General features: G+C 30.2%; 14 protein-coding genes. 8 read left to right on the top strand and 6 right to left on the bottom strand.

Features of this window, described 5'->3' with window-relative positions:
- Nucleotides 1–80: 80 nt before the first annotated feature.
- The 5 genes from LJI21_01790 to LJI21_01770 all read left to right on the top strand — a co-directional run bounded on the left by LJI21_01790 (nt 81) and on the right by LJI21_01770 (nt 6,979).
- A complete protein-coding gene (locus tag LJI21_01790; GenBank protein WFW29507.1) occupies nt 81–1,838 on the top strand; it encodes an Rne/Rng family ribonuclease in 1,758 nt (585 codons plus the stop codon).
- Nucleotides 1,839–1,927: 89 nt separating this feature from the next.
- A complete protein-coding gene (gene dnaK, locus LJI21_01785; protein ID WFW29506.1) occupies nt 1,928–3,856 on the top strand; it encodes a molecular chaperone DnaK in 1,929 nt (642 codons plus the stop codon).
- Between the two features lie 122 nt (nt 3,857–3,978).
- The gene (locus tag LJI21_01780) at nt 3,979–4,278 is read left to right on the top strand and encodes a BolA family transcriptional regulator (GenBank protein ID WFW29505.1); all 300 of its coding nucleotides are present in this window, start codon (nt 3,979–3,981) and stop codon (nt 4,276–4,278) included.
- A gap of 31 nt (nt 4,279–4,309) precedes the next feature.
- Complete coding sequence (gene metC / locus LJI21_01775) at nt 4,310–5,500, top strand: cystathionine beta-lyase (GenBank protein WFW29504.1); 1,191 nt, start codon at nt 4,310–4,312, stop codon at nt 5,498–5,500.
- Nucleotides 5,501–5,527: 27 nt separating this feature from the next.
- Entirely contained in the window at nt 5,528–6,979 is a 1,452-nt protein-coding gene (locus LJI21_01770; protein WFW29503.1) for a UDP-N-acetylmuramoyl-L-alanyl-D-glutamate--2,6-diaminopimelate ligase, read from the top strand.
- Nucleotides 6,980–7,474: 495 nt separating this feature from the next.
- Here the strand turns inward: LJI21_01770 and LJI21_01765 are convergent, their stop codons facing one another.
- The 3 genes from LJI21_01765 to rlmB form a co-directional block, all read right to left on the bottom strand.
- Nucleotides 7,475–7,960 carry a cytochrome c oxidase assembly protein gene (locus LJI21_01765; protein ID WFW29502.1) on the bottom strand — a complete coding sequence of 162 codons (486 nt, stop codon included), beginning with the start codon at nt 7,958–7,960 and terminating at the stop codon, nt 7,475–7,477.
- Between the two features lie 68 nt (nt 7,961–8,028).
- Nucleotides 8,029–8,754, bottom strand: a complete 726-nt coding sequence (locus LJI21_01760; protein WFW29501.1) for a Bax inhibitor-1/YccA family protein — start codon at nt 8,752–8,754, stop codon at nt 8,029–8,031.
- A gap of 96 nt (nt 8,755–8,850) precedes the next feature.
- Nucleotides 8,851–9,618 carry a 23S rRNA (guanosine(2251)-2'-O)-methyltransferase RlmB gene (rlmB, locus tag LJI21_01755; GenBank protein ID WFW29962.1) on the bottom strand — a complete coding sequence of 256 codons (768 nt, stop codon included), beginning with the start codon at nt 9,616–9,618 and terminating at the stop codon, nt 8,851–8,853.
- Between the two features lie 1,116 nt (nt 9,619–10,734).
- On the opposite strand from rlmB, the gene mnmG reads away from it, so the two are divergent.
- The 3 genes from mnmG (at nt 10,735) to LJI21_01740 (ending at nt 14,868) form a co-directional block, all read left to right on the top strand.
- Complete coding sequence (mnmG, locus tag LJI21_01750) at nt 10,735–12,639, top strand: tRNA uridine-5-carboxymethylaminomethyl(34) synthesis enzyme MnmG (protein ID WFW29500.1); 1,905 nt, start codon at nt 10,735–10,737, stop codon at nt 12,637–12,639.
- 22 nt (nt 12,640–12,661) lie between these two features.
- Nucleotides 12,662–14,329, top strand: coding sequence for an aminopeptidase P family protein (locus LJI21_01745; GenBank protein ID WFW29499.1), 1,668 nt, complete (start codon nt 12,662–12,664; stop codon nt 14,327–14,329).
- A gap of 167 nt (nt 14,330–14,496) precedes the next feature.
- Nucleotides 14,497–14,868 (top strand): hypothetical protein, encoded by a 372-nt coding sequence (locus LJI21_01740; GenBank protein WFW29498.1) that lies wholly within the window; start codon nt 14,497–14,499, stop codon nt 14,866–14,868.
- 75 nt (nt 14,869–14,943) lie between these two features.
- On the opposite strand, the gene LJI21_01735 is transcribed toward LJI21_01740, so the two are convergent.
- From LJI21_01735 to rpmF, 3 genes are read right to left on the bottom strand one after another with little or no spacing between them, the layout of a single operon-like run.
- Nucleotides 14,944–15,930, bottom strand: a complete 987-nt coding sequence (locus tag LJI21_01735; protein ID WFW29497.1) for a ketoacyl-ACP synthase III — start codon at nt 15,928–15,930, stop codon at nt 14,944–14,946.
- Nucleotides 15,923–16,957 (bottom strand): phosphate acyltransferase PlsX, encoded by a 1,035-nt coding sequence (gene plsX / locus LJI21_01730; GenBank protein WFW29496.1) that lies wholly within the window; start codon nt 16,955–16,957, stop codon nt 15,923–15,925. The genes LJI21_01735 and plsX overlap by 8 nt, the downstream gene beginning before the upstream one ends.
- A 12-nt stretch (nt 16,958–16,969) precedes the next feature.
- Nucleotides 16,970–17,155 (bottom strand): 50S ribosomal protein L32, encoded by a 186-nt coding sequence (gene rpmF, locus LJI21_01725; GenBank protein ID WFW29961.1) that lies wholly within the window; start codon nt 17,153–17,155, stop codon nt 16,970–16,972.
- Between the last annotated feature and the right edge of the window lie 369 nt (nt 17,156–17,524).

Here is a 17,524-nt window from a genome sequence, read left to right as displayed (position 1 = left end):
ATTTATTGTAAAATTCTTGACAATAGGTAATGTGTTGAGTAGCATGAAATCATTTTTAAAATGAATGGCAACGGCGGAAAGTGACAAGTGGTGGTAGAAGATTGCTGTTAATAGAGAGTTCTGTTTGTTCTGATGAGGTAAGGGTTGCTTTATCGGTAGATAGTAAGGTTGTAGAATTTGAGCAAGAGTTCAAAGAAAGGAGACAGCTAAGGGGTAATATATATGTTGCTTATGTAAAACGTATAGAGCCTTCTTTACAAGCTGTATTTATTGAATATGGGGGGAATAAGCACGGTTTTTTATCATTTTTAGAAATATCTCCAGATTATTTTGATATTTCAGAAAAGGAGAAAGAGGCTTTTTTTGAAAGTTGTCTTGTATCTAATAATACAGAAGAAGATAATAATGATTTAGATGTTTCTTCAGATGATTCTATAGTTAGTAAGGGTATTAATGGATCTAATGAAATATCTTTATATAAAAGATATAAATTACAAGATGTTATTTCTATTAATCAAAAGATGTTAGTCCAACTCACTAAAGAGGAACGAGGTAGTAAAGGTGCTTCATTTACAACGTACATTACTTTAGTGGGTAGATATTGTGTTTTCATGCCAAATTCCGTAACTAAAGGTGGTATATCTCGTAAAATTGAAGATGTTAATATTAGAAAACAACTAAAAGATATATTGAATTCGATAGAGTTGCCAAAAAGATCAGGTTTAATAATAAGAACTATTGGTTCCGGAAAGAGTAAAAGAGAAATAGAGCAAGATTACAATTATTTGTTTTTTTTGTGGCAAAATATTCAAAAAAGTGCTTCCGCCGTAAATATTCCATCTTTGATTTATAATGAAGCAGACTTGGTTATGAAGTCTATCCGTGATTTTTGCAATAATAATAATATAGAAGTTGTAATCTCTGGAAAAGAAGTATTTGAGTCTATAAAACAATACGTTAAAAACGTATTAAAAGGTAGTAAGTTACGGTATAGATTATATAAGGGTTTTATTCCAATATTTACTTATTATGGAATTGAAGATCAAATTTCTGAGTTGTATAATAATAGGGTTAAATTGCCATCCGGAGGATCCTTAGTGATAACTCTAACTGAAGCGTTTGTTTCAATAGATGTAAATTCAGGAAAAATGAAAGGAGAGGATAGTATAGAAGAAACAGCTTACAAGACAAATATGGAAGCAGTACCAGAAATATCAAGACAAGTAAGTTTGAGAGGATTGTCAGGATTAATAGTAGTTGATTTCATTGATATGGTAAGCTATCACTATTGTAGATCTGTTGAATCTGCTATTAGACAAGCATTTAAATTTGATAAAGCTAAGGTTCAGTTCAGTTATATAAACGATTTTGGTTTGATGGTATTTTCGAGACAGAGAATTAAACCCAGTATACAAGAGATTAATACTACAGAATGTTTGTATTGTAAGGGAGTTGGGAAAGTAAAATCTTATGAAGTAATTGTTGCATCGATATTTAGAAATTTACAGCATGCTGCAGTTAAAAATAGGAATAAATTTTTTGATTTGATAGTACACAGTTCGATTGTAGCACATATTTTTAATAATAAACGTGATACAATCTCTACAATTGAAAAAGAATTTAATATAAAATTAAATGTTAGTATTGATAATAGTTTAAGTTTAGATACTTTTATTTTGAAACATGGTAATGATATTAGTTTAAATAATTATTATAATAAACCACTGCAAAATTCTGGTTGGGTTGTAAAGAGTAATAGTGGTGAAGCTAGCAGTTCATGTAATTTACAAAGCAATTTTTGGTTAACTAAGTGGTTTTCACGTCTTTTAGGTTCTTAAAATAGCTAGTTAGAAATTTCGAGTAGGACTTGTAATCAGCAGGTTTCATACTTATATGTATTTTACATCGGGTAAATTGGGGTATTTATATGGGAAGAGCAATAGGTATAGATCTTGGTACAACAAATTCTTGTGTTGCGATAATGCATGGCAAGGATACGAAAGTTATAGAAAATAAGGAGGGAGCAAGGACTACTCCATCTGTAGTTACTTTTACTTCATCGGGGGAAATGTTAGTTGGTGCTCCAGCAAAAAGGCAGGCAACTACTAATGCGAGTAATACTTTTTTCGCTACTAAGAGATTAATAGGTCGTCAGTACAGCGATCCTGAAATAAAAAATTTGAATGTGCCATATAGGGTGTTTCCAGCAAAAAATGGTGATGTTTGGGTTAAAGCAACTAACGGTAAAGAGTATTCTCCTAGTCAAATTGGTGCGTTCATACTACGAAATATGAAAGAGGCTGCTGAAGCTTATCTTGGGGAGGAAGTAAAGGATGCAGTAATAACAGTTCCAGCATATTTTAATGATTCTCAGCGTCAAGCCACAAAAGATGCTGGTAAAATTGCCGGATTAAATGTACTAAGAATAATTAATGAACCAACTGCAGCAGCTCTTGCTTATGGTCTCGATAAAAAGCATGGACACACTATAGTTGTATACGATCTTGGTGGTGGTACGTTTGATGTTTCAATACTTGAAATAAGTGATGGAGTTTTTGAAGTAAAAGCTACTAACGGAGATACCCATCTTGGGGGTGAGGATTTTGATAATGCAGTAGTAAATTATTTACTTGGTGAATTTAAAAGAAGTAGTGGTATTAATTTAAAGAATGATCCGATGGCTATGCAGAGGATTAAAGAGGCTGCTGAAAAAGCTAAGATTGAATTGTCGAGTGCAATGGAAACAGAAATAAATCTTCCGTTTATCACGGCTGATGCAGGTGGTCCAAAGCACTTGAATATGAAATTGACAAGAGCCAAATTCGAGAGTTTGGTAGATGATTTGATTGAGAGAACCATGGCTCCTTGCAGAAAGGCTCTTGAAGATGCTTGTTTATCTGCTAGTCAAATTGGTGAGGTTGTTCTCGTTGGTGGTATGACTCGTATGCCAAAAGTAATAGAAAAGGTTAAGCAATTTTTTGGTAAAGATTCACATAGGGGTGTAAATCCAGATGAAGTTGTGGCAGTTGGAGCTGCGATACAAGCCGGAATTGTTCAAGGTGATGTAAGAGATGTGTTGTTACTTGACGTAACTCCACTTTCTCTTGGTATTGAAACGTTAGGTGGAGTGTTCACACCGCTTATTGAGCGCAATACTACTATTCCCACTAAAAAATCTCAAGTGTTTTCTACAGCAGAAGATAATCAAACGGCTGTTAACATTAAAGTGCATCAAGGTGAAAGAAAATTAGCAGTTGATAATAAGTTGCTTGGTCAGTTTAGTTTAGAAGGAATACCACCTGCTCCTCGTGGGGTACCTCAGATCGAGGTAACGTTTGATATAGATGCAAACGGAATAGTGCATGTTTCTGCGAAAGATAAAGCTACCGGAAGAGAACAGAAAATACGTATTCAGTCTTCAGGTGGTTTATCTAATGATGAAATAAATCGAATGGTAAGGGAGGCTGAAGAGAAAGCGCAGGAGGATGAAAAACGTAAGAAGTTTATTGAAATAAAGAATCAAGCAGATAGTTTGATTCATTCCACAGAGAGTTCATTGAATAAATATGGTGATAAAATCTCGCCAAAAGATAGATCTGCTATTGAGAGCGCAATGAACAATTTGAAAGAAGCTAGTAAGTCTAATAATGTTGATGATGTTAGTTTAATACAGCAAAGAATCGTTGATCTTTCTCAATTGTCTATGAAACTTGGAGAGGTTATGTATAGGGAATCTCAACAAGGTGGTAATACAAAAAATAATGATACTTCATCAGAGAATTCTGGTGATAAGGGAGAGAAGATAGTAGATTCTGATTATCGAGATGTAGTAGATAATAAAGAAGAAAATAAATAGAAGTATTATTAGGTTTTAGAGGGTTTTTAAAAGTTTTATGGAAAAAGGGGGGATAGGTTTATTTCTCGAGAGAGTTTTTATTTGTGTTAAATTAAAATTGTTAAGGCTAGCTCTTGGTGTGTATGGATATTGTTAGTTTGATAAATAAGAAAATACGTGCTGTGATCAATGTGATTAATATTGATATTATTGACGAGTCTTCTGAACATGAAAGTCATTATTTCTCTCCTCGTTCTTCGGTGTTTTCACATATCAGATTAGTATTGATATCTGATGATTTTATTGGAATGAATACTTTAAAAAGACATAGGTTGATTTATGGATTATTAAAAAATGAGATAAAACAAGTGCATGCGATTTCTTTTCGGTTATATACAAGCAATGAATATAATTTAAGAAAGGTGAGTAGTAGTGATAAGTAGAGTAAAAGTTTTTTAGAGATTAAACGGTATAATGAGAGAGGAATCTTTATTAATTAAGGCTGGAAGAAGAAGGTACGTTGATTATAATGGTTCTATGAATCCGCCTATTTATCATTCTTCTACTATATTATTTCCTACATATAGGGACTATCTAAATGCTGTAAGTGGGAAAAACGTGTACGATGTAGTTAATGACGGAATTAGGGATTATAGTTATAGCAGTGTAGGTACTCCTACTGCTCATTATTTTTCAGAAGCTCTGGCTGAAATTGAGGGTAGTGGACGTGCATTAATATATCCTTCTGGATTATTTGCGCTCACTTTCGCTATATTAACTTTTACTAAAATAGGTTCTCATGTTTTAATTCAAGATAATAGTTATTATAGACTTAGAAGATTTGCGGAAAATGAATTGATAAAAAGAGGAATAGAGATAACTTTTTATGATCCAACGCGAAATATATCTAATTTAGTTCGTGATAATACTTCGCTTATTATGATTGAAACTCCTGGCTCTATAACGTTTGAGATTTCAGATATAGAACATATAATAAAAGTTGCTAAGAAATACGGAATTATAACTATTTGTGATAATTCATGGGCTACTCCTTTATTATTTAAACCTTTGGAACATGGAGTGGATATTGCATTATATGCAGTTACAAAATATTTAGCTGGTCATTCGGATTTACTAATGGGAGCTATTATTACTAAAGAAGAAGAATATTTTAAGTTACTTTATAAAAATTATATGAATTATGGAATTACTATTCAACCACAAGATTGTTATCTTGCGCATAGAGGACTTAGAACATTACATACACGTATGAAAAAACATCAAAGCACAGCGATAGCAGTGGCAAAATGGTTAGAGAAACATCCGAAAATTAGAAAAGTTTTGTATCCGGCTCTTCCTTCACATCCTCAGTATGAGTTGTGGAAAAGTTATTTTAAGGGAGCAAGTAGTGTGTTTAGTATAGTATTAGATAGGGAGTATTCGTGTGAGGAATTAGGCTATACTGTTGATCATATGGAAATTTTTGGAATTGGTGCTTCTTGGGGAGGATGTGATAGTTTAATACTACCAATAGATCGTAAATTTATATCAAGATCTGTAATGAATTTAGATTACGGTGGAAGTTTTATACGAATATTTTGTGGACTTGAAAGCCTTGAAGATATAATTTCTGATTTAGATACCGCATTGACAAGATTGTTTTAATTTTAAAAATAAAAATATAAAATAAATGTGAAATTAGTAGACTTATTCAACATCGTTGATATTAATTTCAATGTAAAAATCAAGGGTATTACGTGTAATCCAAAAAAGATTAAGAAAAATTATGTTTTTGTTTGCCCCTCTAGGGAGTATAAAAAGTATTTGAATGAATCTGTCCAAGTAAATAATACTGGTTTTTATATTAAAAAAGAAAATATATGTGTTATAATATCGCAAACAATGAAAAGAGTTTTAATTTTTCATCGCAATCCTCAAGAAATATATAAAAAAATAGTTAGTAAATTTTATAAATTTAAATATCCAAAATATATTGCTGCCATAACTGGTACAAATGGTAAAACTTCAGTAGTAGAGTTTTGTCGTCAAATTTGGCAAAGCGTAGATTATAGCGCTATATCTGTTGGAACGCTCGGAATAAGTATTAATAACAACAATAGTAGAAAATATAATAGTAGTTTTCTTACTACTCCAAATGAAGAGGATCTTTATACAATATTACGTGATATAAATAATAATAATAATAAAGATATAGAACATTACTTAGCGTTAGAAGCTTCAAGTCATGGAATTGATCAATATAGAATTCATGGACTTGAAGTAACTTCCGCAGCTTTTACAAATTTTTCACAGGACCATTTAGATTATCATCAAAATATTAGTGAATATTTTGAAACTAAGAAAAGATTATTTTATGAGATTCTTTCAAGGGAAAGAACAGTAATTTTAAATGCAGATATAGGTAAATATTACGATGAATTATTTAAAATAGCTAAAGAACGTAGTAACAAAATTATAACTTATGGAAGAAAAATAGATTCCTGTATTGCCTTGATAAGACAAATACCAACACAAAATGGTCAATATTTAACAATTAAAATTTACGATAAACTATATGAGAACATATTTTTCCCCGTTTTGGGAAAATTTCAAGCACATAATTTATTATGTGCGATTGGTATAGTTATTTCATCTGGAGTGAAGTTTCAAAGGATATGTATAGATAAACTTGCTTCACCTCCAGGAAGAATGCAAAAGGTTTTACCTTTTGCATTTGTAGATTATGCGCATACTCCGTGTGCACTTAGGCAAGCTTTATTATCATTAAAGTGGCATTTTATTAAAAAAAAAATAATCTTAGTTTTTGGTTGTGGAGGAGATCGTGATAAAAAGAAACGTATAGAAATGGGTAAAATAGCAAAAAGATATGCAGATAAAGTAATAGTTACAGATGATAATCCACGCAATGAAGATCCGGCAAAAATTCGCTACGATATTTTATTACATTGTTCTAATGCAATAGAAATAGGAAATAGAAGAGAGGCTATAAAGAAAGGTGTAGATATTGCTAGTAATGAAAATATGATTTTGTTAGTTGCTGGGAGAGGACATGAAAAGTTTCAAATAATAAAAAATAAAACTTTTGCATTAAGTGATGTTGAAATGTTAAAAGAAGTTGAATAAGAGATATTTCAATTTGAAATTGTGGATTTACATAAAATCCTCGATTTTTATAAAATTTTATTACGAAGAGGAAGATGATCGTTTTATTTTAACACATAATTTTTATTAGAGCTTTATGTTAAAAAAGTATTTATGATTCACGAATATTTTAAAGTATGGTTTTAACTGAAAGTACCCTTTAGTTTTTTTTATGTTAATTTTTATATGATGAAATTTTTAGGTTTAAAATGTGGGTAGAGTCTTATTATAAGAGAGGTGTTTAACGGTTAATAATTAAATATTACTTTATGAGATAAATTTTTCATAAAAATGAAATAAAAATATATACGTGTAATAATTTAATAATTAATTTTGATATCCTCGTAAGAGGAGGAAATTGCGTTGTATCTTTTACAATCGTTTGTAAAGTGGGAAAAGAGGAAAAATAGAAAAGGGGAAGGAGAAGATTTATTAGGAAATCCTCTTCTCTTCTTATAAAATAAGAGGGTGTTCATATTATTTGAGTTTAAAAAACGTATATGATAAAGTTATTTCATTTAAGTCTTTTGTATCATCATTATACATTATCTCAGGATCTATGTAAAATGATATAGGCATTGCAGCTATTTGTTTTGGTAGTAGTACTTGCTTCTCGAAGCAAAAGCATGCAATTTTATTAAAATATTTTCCAGCTTTAAAGGGTGTAACATTATATATAGCCATGCCAAACGAAGGCTTATCAGATAGATTTTTTGCATAGTAGAAAGCTAAACTTTGTTCCCCTATATTTATGTCCATAAAGCCAATTTCCGGATTAAATTCCCACGGCAAATCAGGCATCACCTCAGCGTTGAATCTGACTCTAATTTTTTGATTAAATATGATGTTATCATTTACTATATCATTTATTTTTTTTATTGTACCTCCATATCCAGTGACTCTACAGAAAACCCTATATAACGGTACCGATGCATATGTAAGACATAGCATCGATACTACCAAAGATATTAAAAAAAAAAGCTACGGATCCCTTCTTTCTCCTGATTTCCATTTTTAATAGGAAAGGCATCTTAGTCTTTACTATTATTAAATAAATTAACCAGCCTAAGCAAGTTCAGGAATATATTGATAAAATCAAAATAAAGGTTAGTTGCACCAAGTATAGCCAATTTAGTTGTTGCAACTTCTGAACCATCATTGTACTTATAATAGACATCCTTAATTCTTTGAGAATCATATGCAGTTAACAATGTGAACAATACCACGGATATGAACGATATTGCAAAATATACGGGATTACTTCCAAGAAACAGATTTATCACTGACGCAATGATCAACCCCCAAATCCCCATCATTAAGAAGGAACCCATACTTGTCAGATCTCTTCTTGTGGTATTACCGTACAGGGCCATAGATCCAAACATGATAGACGTAATAAAAAATGCTCTTGCTATATTTTCGGCAGTATAAATTACAAAGATATGGGACAGAGAAAGACCCATCAGAGCCGAGAACAGAAAAAATACAGCAATTGTAGACTGAGCACTTAGATATTGAAGTCTATAAGACATATAGAATACTAAAGCAACAGGAGACAGCGCTACTATAAGCGAGAGAAACGGATTCGAATAAATTATTCGAAAAAGTCCAGAGAACACCGTTAGAAACGCAATAAGTCCAGTAACGCCTAAGGCTAAAGCCATATAATTATATACTTTGACTAAGTAATCCCTAAGTCCAGTACTATAATAAACGCCACGAGAGCGAATATCTTGTTCATTTCTCATATAAGACATAACAACACTCCTTTATGGAAAGGTATATCATAATATTATATCTTTATCAAGTACAAAATTGTTTTGTTATAAATTAATTTTTATATTGTAGCAAATTTATGTTTTGATTATGCTTTGGTATATATAGAATAACCCTATTGCCACTGCATTAGAGATGTTTAAGCTGTTAATTGTATTTGAGATTGGAATCTTTACAAGATAATCGCAACTTTTTTTAACTAATTGACGCATACCTTTCTCTTCAGAACCGAAGATGATTGCTATCTTTTTTTCAAAATTATTTATTTCATTTATGTATTTTTTAGTAGTGCTATTATCAAATCCGTAGCACCAATAGCCTAATTTTTTTAAGTATTTCATGGTTTTTACTATATTTGTGACACGTATTAGTGGTATCATATCTAGTGCTCCACTTGCTACTTTTGCGATGGATGCGTTTTCATTTGGTGAATGATTACACGGTAAAACTATTGCATCAACATTAAAACAAACTGATGTTCTAAGAATTGACCCTATATTGTTTATATCAGTGATTTGATCTAAAATTACTAGAGTAGAATTATTATTTGAATTTGCTATATTTTCAATATTCAGATTCTGAAAAATGGGAAGAACTTTTAAAGCAATTCCTTGATGATTGACATAAATTGGTAAAGTGTTATCAAGTACTTTGTTCCTTATTAATTCAGCTTCAACATTTTTTTTGTTTATGTATTGGTCAATTTCTTTTTTATTCCTTTTATAGAAGTTATGTGTCATTAGTAATTTTAAGCATCGCCTGTTTTTATTTTTTAATGCAGATATACATGTGTGTTTTCCATATAGCCAAAAGCTTTTTTTATTAGTTTTAAGAAATTTTTTCATCTGAAGATCGTAAATTTTAAAGTGAAGCTTAACAAAATGTTCCATATTATATGATAATATGACATATTTATTATATATTTCATAATAGTTCATAGTAGCTTTTAACAAAAATAGTTACATAATAACTAAGCTTAATTAGATAAAGTTTTTATATAGGTATAATAATATGGCGTTTTAGAATAAATGTAATTTTATAGATAAAAATCTATTATTGATTAGAGACATAATATTGTGAAGCTTATTTTGATTAGTTAGGGGTTTGTTATGCGATATTAGTAAAATAGTAAAGAAATGTTAAGTCAATAAAATCTGAAATATTTTATTTAAGAGTTAGATTGTAATCTACTGACTTACATATAAGGATTTCAGTTAGTGAGAGAGATATATTTTGATTTATTGAAGAATTTTTCTATTAATAGCTATTAGTAGTATTAATGATCTTTTTTTTTTTTTTTGAAAAATGTATGACTTAAATTAAGAGCTAATTTTGGTAAAATAATACCAGTGAATTTTATATATTTTATAAACGATAATTTGATTATATGGGGTATCATAGAATGAATGTGTTTAATTAAAATTGATAGGATTTATTTATTAATTTGATGATTATTATCATGTAGGAAGAAAAGGTGTTTAATTGGTAAATTAATTGGGGGTCATAGTAATGTATAATGATAAGGATAAAGTAGACAATAATAACTATAAGAAATGGTTTTGTTTTAAGTAGATTAGACAAATATATAATATTATATATTAAAATTTAACATGTAGTTTTATGTTATCAATAAAGTTATAAAACATGGTAATAGAGAAGGTGCGTTTTATATTTCTTAAGAGCAGAAATAGCTTTGAGAGCTTGAATTTGTAATTGAGAATTGTGTTTGTGTACTAAATTGTATATATATTATATTAATATTGCTAAATTTTATGATAAATTATCATAATTAATATATTCAAGATGTTAGGTGTTGTATCATTTAATGATATTATGGGTTTTATAAAAATGAGTTTGATTAAACATGATGTTTCCCCTGTAACAGTGTTATAATCGTCAATATAATAAGCTTTAATCCTTTTTAAAGGTATTTTAACATAAAATAAAGGTGTTGATTAAATATGTACAGGTATGATGTAGTAGTGGTAGGTGGGGGTCACGCGGGTTGTGAAGCAGCTTCAGCTGCTGCTCGCCTCGGCGCAAATACTTTACTTATAACTCATAAAATTTCAACTATAGGGGAAATGCCGTGCAATCCAGCAATTGGAGGAGTTGCGAAAGGTGTTGTAGTTAGAGAATTAGATGCTTTGGACGGCATAATGGGAAAGGCGATTGATCAAGCGAGTATACATTCAGTTATTTTGAACAGTAGTAGAGGTGCAGCAGTATGGGGACCACGCGCACAGGCAGATCGAAAATTGTATAAGATAGCGATGCAAGATATTATTCTAAATTATAAAAATTTAACGATAAAAGAAGAGTCGGTCAGTGATTTTCTTATTGAAAATAATGATGGTGAAAAACCATATATTAAGGCTGTGATAACTAGCTCTGGGGAGCATATATTAACTGGCAAAGTAGTTTTAACTGCTGGAACATTCTTATGTGGTGTTATTCATATAGGAGAGAGGAAAATTAATTCAGGGAAAATTGGAGATAAACCTGCAATAGGACTTACAAATATACTTAAGAAATACAATTTTAGATTGGGTAGACTTCGAACTGGAACTCCACCTAGACTAGATCGTAACACCATAAATTGGACAGTATTACAAGAACAAGTTGGCGACGATCCGCCTATACCATTTTCCTATCTCACAGAAAGAATTAATCAACCTCAAGTTTCATGTTTCATTACTCATACTAATGAGTATACACATAAAATAGTTCAAGAGAATCTTCATAGATCAGCTTCGTCGTATTTATATAATGTTGTTGCGCCAAGATATTGTCCATCTATCGAAACTAAAATTAAAAAATTTTCAAAAAAAAATACTCATCAGATTTTTTTAGAACCAGAAGGACTTAATAGTAATGTTATATATCCAAATGGGATTTCAAATTCGTTACCAATTGATATACAAAGTAAGATGATAAATAGTATTAAAGGACTTGAGAGTACAAAAATGTTAAAGCCTGGGTACATAGTTGAATATGATTATATTGATCCACAAGAACTATTTCATACTCTTGAAACTAAGAAAATTAAAGGTCTATACTTTGCAGGTCAAATTAATGGTACTACAGGATATGAAGAAGCAGCAGGACAAGGTATTGTTGCTGGGATTAATTCAGCGCTTTCTGCTTCTGGAAGAAAAGAAAATTTTGTTTTTCAACGTACAGATTCTTACATTGGTGTAATGATAGATGATTTAGTTACTAAAGGAGTAACAGAACCATATAGATTATTTACTTCACGTGCAGAATATAGGCTAGCAATTAGATCAGATAATGCAGATAGAAGGCTTACACAAAAAGGTTATAACATTTCTCTTGTATCACATGAAAGGTACTACGCTTTAGAATGTAAATTAAGATTGATTAAGCAACTTAAAAATAAATTGGAGAATTTAAAAATTTCTCCTGAGCAGCTTAGATTTCATGATATAAAAGTATCTTGTGATGGAATAAAAAAAACAGCATTGGATTTGCTTGGTTATCCTAATATTAATTGGAATAAATTACAAGAAATTTGGCCGGAGTTAAACGTAATGGCATATCAGAATATTGGAATGAATAATGCAATTAGAAATGATGTACGTGAAGCTATTGCGATTGAAGCAAAATATAAGCCTTATTTAACAAGACAAGAAACAGATATAAGATTCTTATGTGAAAAAATTAATACCCAAATTCCAATTAATTTTAATTATTCACAGATTAAATGTTTATCGAGCGAAGTAATTGAAAAATTGCAAACAGTAAAACCAGCAACAATAGAAATTGCAAGACAAATACAAGGAGTCACTCCAGCAGCAATAATCAGTATATTGATATATTTAAAAAACAGAAAAATTAAAATGTAATGCCCGTTTTGGCAAATAATTTATGTTAAAACTTCAGGAGTTTCGTGCTTTTATGCGCAAAATAAATGTTGATGCATTTATTTTGCATACTAGGGATGAGTATTTGAATGAGTATTCAGAAAATTTAGTAAAACTGCTATGTGGTTTTAGCGGAGAGAATGGTTTACTTATTATTACAAAAAATGATAAGTGTCCATTTTTCACAGATATACGTTATATTATACAAGCTTATGATCAGCTCGATCAAGATACTTTCCAAATATATGATGTACAAGAATATGATCCAAGTGAGTGGATAAAAGAAAATTTAACATTAACCGTCTCAGTAGGTTATTATTTGCAATATCTTACTCTTAAAGAGATAAGAAAATATAAGGATGTTTGTAAGTTAGTACCTTTTAAAAGAAAAGAAGTTGATTATAAGAAACAAAAGATAGTCTCACATATGTTTGGTGAAAGTAGCAGAAATAAATGTAATAAAATTATTAAGAATATTTCAGATGAAAAAGTAGATGCAGTATTTTTAACTGATCCGAATTCAATCTCATGGTTATTAAATTTAAGAAATGAAAATGCTAAATATACACCATGTGTATTAGGTCGTGCTATTCTATACAAGAATGGTAATGTTGATTTATTTGTTCATAATAAAAACTGTTCAAGTGTAGAGGCAAATATAGAAAGTCATATAAATATTTTTGATCTTAGTGAATTAGAAAAATTTTTGTGCAAGTTAGACTTGATAATGATAGATCCTACCATAACTCCAGCAAGTATGATCAAAGATAAAAAAATAATTGAAAGAGAAGATCCTTGTTTGCTTTATAAAGCAGTAAAAAACCAAATTGAAGTAACCGGATCTATAAATGCACATATCCGTGATGGAGCTGCAGTTACAAATTTTCTATGTTGGCTTGAAGCTAATATTAATAACAAAATTACAGAGCTTGATGCTGAGGAAAAACTTTTAGAATATAGAAAGAAGCAGTATTTGTTCAAACAACCAAGTTTTCCAACAATTTCTGCATTTAATGAAAATGGAGCGATTATTCATTATAATGCAAATAGTCAGACTAATAAAATAATTCAGAGGGATGGGCTATATTTAATTGATTCTGGTGGCCAATACCTTGATGGTACAACTGATGTTACGAGAACTATAGCAATCGGGAATCCAACAAACGAACAAATAAATTATTATACAGTAGTACTTAAGGCTCATATTGCTTTAGCAAACGCTGTTTTTCCCCTTGGTACTACTGGTGGAGAATTAGATATTTTAGCACGTATTCATTTGTGGAAACTTGGAATAGATTATATGCATAGTACAGGACACGGAGTGGGAAGTTACCTATCTGTACACGAAGGACCGCAAGCAATATCAAAAGGAAATAATGTAAAACTTATTCCAGGAATGATACTTTCTAATGAACCTGGGTATTACATTCCAAGAATGTATGGAATAAGGATTGAAAATCTGATGTGTATTAAAGAACAAAAAAATGGTTTTTTGAGTTTTAAGCAATTAACTTCTATCCCGTATGATAAAAAATTAATTGATGTACGAATACTTACTAGAGATGAAATTAGTTGGATAGATAGCTATCATCAATTTGTTTATAAAAATTTGAAGGATAGTATTAAAAATAAAAAATGGCTAAAGAAAATGTGTAGTTCTCTTTATATGTAGTGTAGCTTTGTAGAGAATAATAGCTAATTTTTTAATTTTATAAGTGTATTAATAAATAGAGCTGGTATATGGAGATATGAAAAGATAAATATGGGCATTTTATGTTGTTTTTAATTTAGGAACTATATACAATATAGGAGATGAGTATTTAAAGTAGGTATAAAATTATGGCATGTGAAATGCAAGGTGATGAATTTATGAAGCAATATATGGATACTTGCAAAGAACAAATAGAAAAGCTAGCGAAGGATCCTGAATTGCTTAATCAAACCTTGAAACCGTTTATGCAAATGTCCCAACAGCTTATGGCTGGTGGTATGCTAGATAAATCGGTTATGTCTAGCGTTGCGCCTAGTTTAGGTAATATAGATATTGATAAGATGATCACCCAGATGAAAGAGATGATTGATTATATTAAGAGTAATTATAAGGAGCTTATGAAGAAAGATGATTCGCAAATTCGGAATCTTGACGAATTTAGTAGAAAACTTAGAGGTTTAGTCAAAAAATTAATAGAAAAAATTGAAAGCAAAAAATAATTAATAGTAATTGATTTTAGGATGAGTAGAGTTTGGCATTTAGCATAAAAGTTAAGAGTTAGTTGGTGTGTAATATTAGTAGCGTAGTAGTATAGAACCCCAGGTTAGTCCTGCACCTATTGCAGTCAATAATCCAAGACTATCCGGTTTTATTCTTGATTTTTGTATCGCGTAATCTAGTGCTAGTGGAATTGACGCTGCTGAAGTATTTGCATGTTGATCTACAGTATTAGCTACTTTTTCTATTGGAAAGTCTAATTTTTTAACTATAGCTTCAGTAATGCGTATATTTGCTTGATGTGGGATCATCCAGTCGACATCAGTAATTTTTAAATTGTTGAATCTTAATGTTTCTTCTATTGAAGTTGCTAACTTATCAATTGCATATCTAAATAATTCTCTTCCGTTCATACATATTTTTCCAGAATTTCCAGTTGAAGATACTCCTCCATTTGTATACAATACATCTATATTTCCATCAGAATGTAGATTAGCTGATATTATACTTCTTTCAGAATAACTATTTGTTTTTTCATTACAATGATGTGTTACAGATTTTATAATAACAGAACCAGCTCCATCCCCAAATAGTACACAGGTTGATCTGTCTTTCCAATTAACAATTCTAGACATTATTTCAGCACCTATAACTAATGCATATTTGATTTTATTATTATTTTTTATCAATGAGTCAGCAATTGTAATTGCATATATAAAACCAGAACATGCTGCTTGTACATCAAAGGCAAATGCATTTTTGCATTTTAGTTTACCTTGTACAATAGTTGCGCAACTAGGAAAAGTTTTATCTGGTGTCGTTGTTGCTACTATAATTAGGCCGATCTCATCTACTGAAATTTGAGCTTTTTCTATAGCATCTTTTGCAGCATTTACAGCTAAATCTGATGTCGACTCTCCTTCTTCTGCTATGTGTCTCTGAGTTATTCCAGTTCTTTGTCTAATCCATTCGTCACTTGTTTTAACCATTAGTGCAATTTCCTGATTATTCAATATTTTTTTTGGTAAGCAAGATCCGGTGCTCAATATAAAACTTTTATTCAATGTTAGCCACCTCTCTAATTATTTTCTGATTTAAATTTTCATTGATAACATTTACTGCAAATTTTATAGCATGAGCAAAAGAAATAGCATCAGAATTTCCATGGCTCTTAATAACAGTACCATTCAATCCTAAAAACACCGCACCATTTCTGATTTTGGGGCTAAAATGCATTAGTGTTTTACTTAATTTTGGTTTTGACATTTTAACAAGGATTTTTATTATCCATGAGCTGAATATTTCTTGTTTTATTAGGTTAATGAAAGTAGTAGCAGTTGCTTCAGCGGTTTTAAGCATTACATTACCAACAAAACCATCGGTAACGATTACATCTACATTACCTTCTAAAAATTCACTTGCTTCCACATGTCCTTTAAAATTAATATCTGAAATATTTTTTAGTAATTTAAATGCACCACGTACTGAATTATTACCTTTAGCTTCTTCTGTGCCAATATTTAATAAAGCAATTTCTGGCTTATCAATTTTTAATACTATTTTTGCAAAAGTATTTCCCATTAATGCAAATTGAAATAATGAATCAGCGTTACAATCAACATTTGCACCAAGATCAAGTAGTACAAAGTTTTTTGTTTTAGTTGGACAAATAGATGCGATAGCAGGACGATAGATATTCGGTAATGTTCCTAAAATGAATCTAGAAATTGCCATTAATGCTCCGGTGTTGCCAGAAGATATTATTCCAGATGCCTTACCTCTTTTTACCGCTTCAATGGCACTCTTCATGCTTGAATTTTTGCGGTGTTTTAGAGCAAAAGATGGTTTATCATTTTCAAGAATGTTATCAGAGCAGTGAATAAGTTCAGAATTGTTGCTTACCTTTTTATATTGCGAGAGTAAAGGAGATATTTCTTTTTGATCTCCATAGATACGAAAAAAAACTTTAGTATTTGAATCTATAAGATTATCTAGAAAAAAACTGGCAGCTTTAATTACTGAAAGTGGTGCAAAATCACCTCCCATGGCATCAAGTGCTATAATTATATTATGGTTAATTGTAGATAACATTACATTAGTACTCTAATTATTTGAATGTTGTTTAATAAAAACCCTTTTTCCCTTATAAGTGCCACCAACTGCCATACTATGGGACAACATAAACTCTCCTGTTGTTGGGCACAATACAATATTTTTAGGATATATAAAGTTATGAGAACGATGCATGTTACGTTTTGATTTCGACTTTTTTCTTTTTGGAACTGCCAAAACTTCCTCCAATTACCTACTGAAAACTCTACATCACTAAATAACATATTCTTTATAAGAAGTAAATAGTTGATAGTAAATTAGCTTAAACGTGATTTAGATAAAATCTAAATTTAGTAAGTTTGATTTTGATAATAATTGCTATATAAATTTTTCATGTGCATTTATAAAATGTATAAAATATGAAACAAAATAGTGTGAAAATATGTGCATTGAAAAGTAATTAATTTTATATATTGAGTTTTATAAAATAATGTTAACTGCTACTTTACATATAAAATCTCTGTGAAAATATTAATTTATTATTTGTTTATATTGTACATAATATATAAGCAAACAATTTTTCATTAAATTTTAATAGTAACTTTT

This window comes from Wolbachia endosymbiont of Menacanthus eurysternus (assembly GCA_029715105.1).
Lineage (GTDB): Bacteria > Pseudomonadota > Alphaproteobacteria > Rickettsiales > Anaplasmataceae > Wolbachia.
Note: the sequence above shows the minus strand (reverse complement) of the source record. Positions and strands in the feature narration are given on the sequence as shown.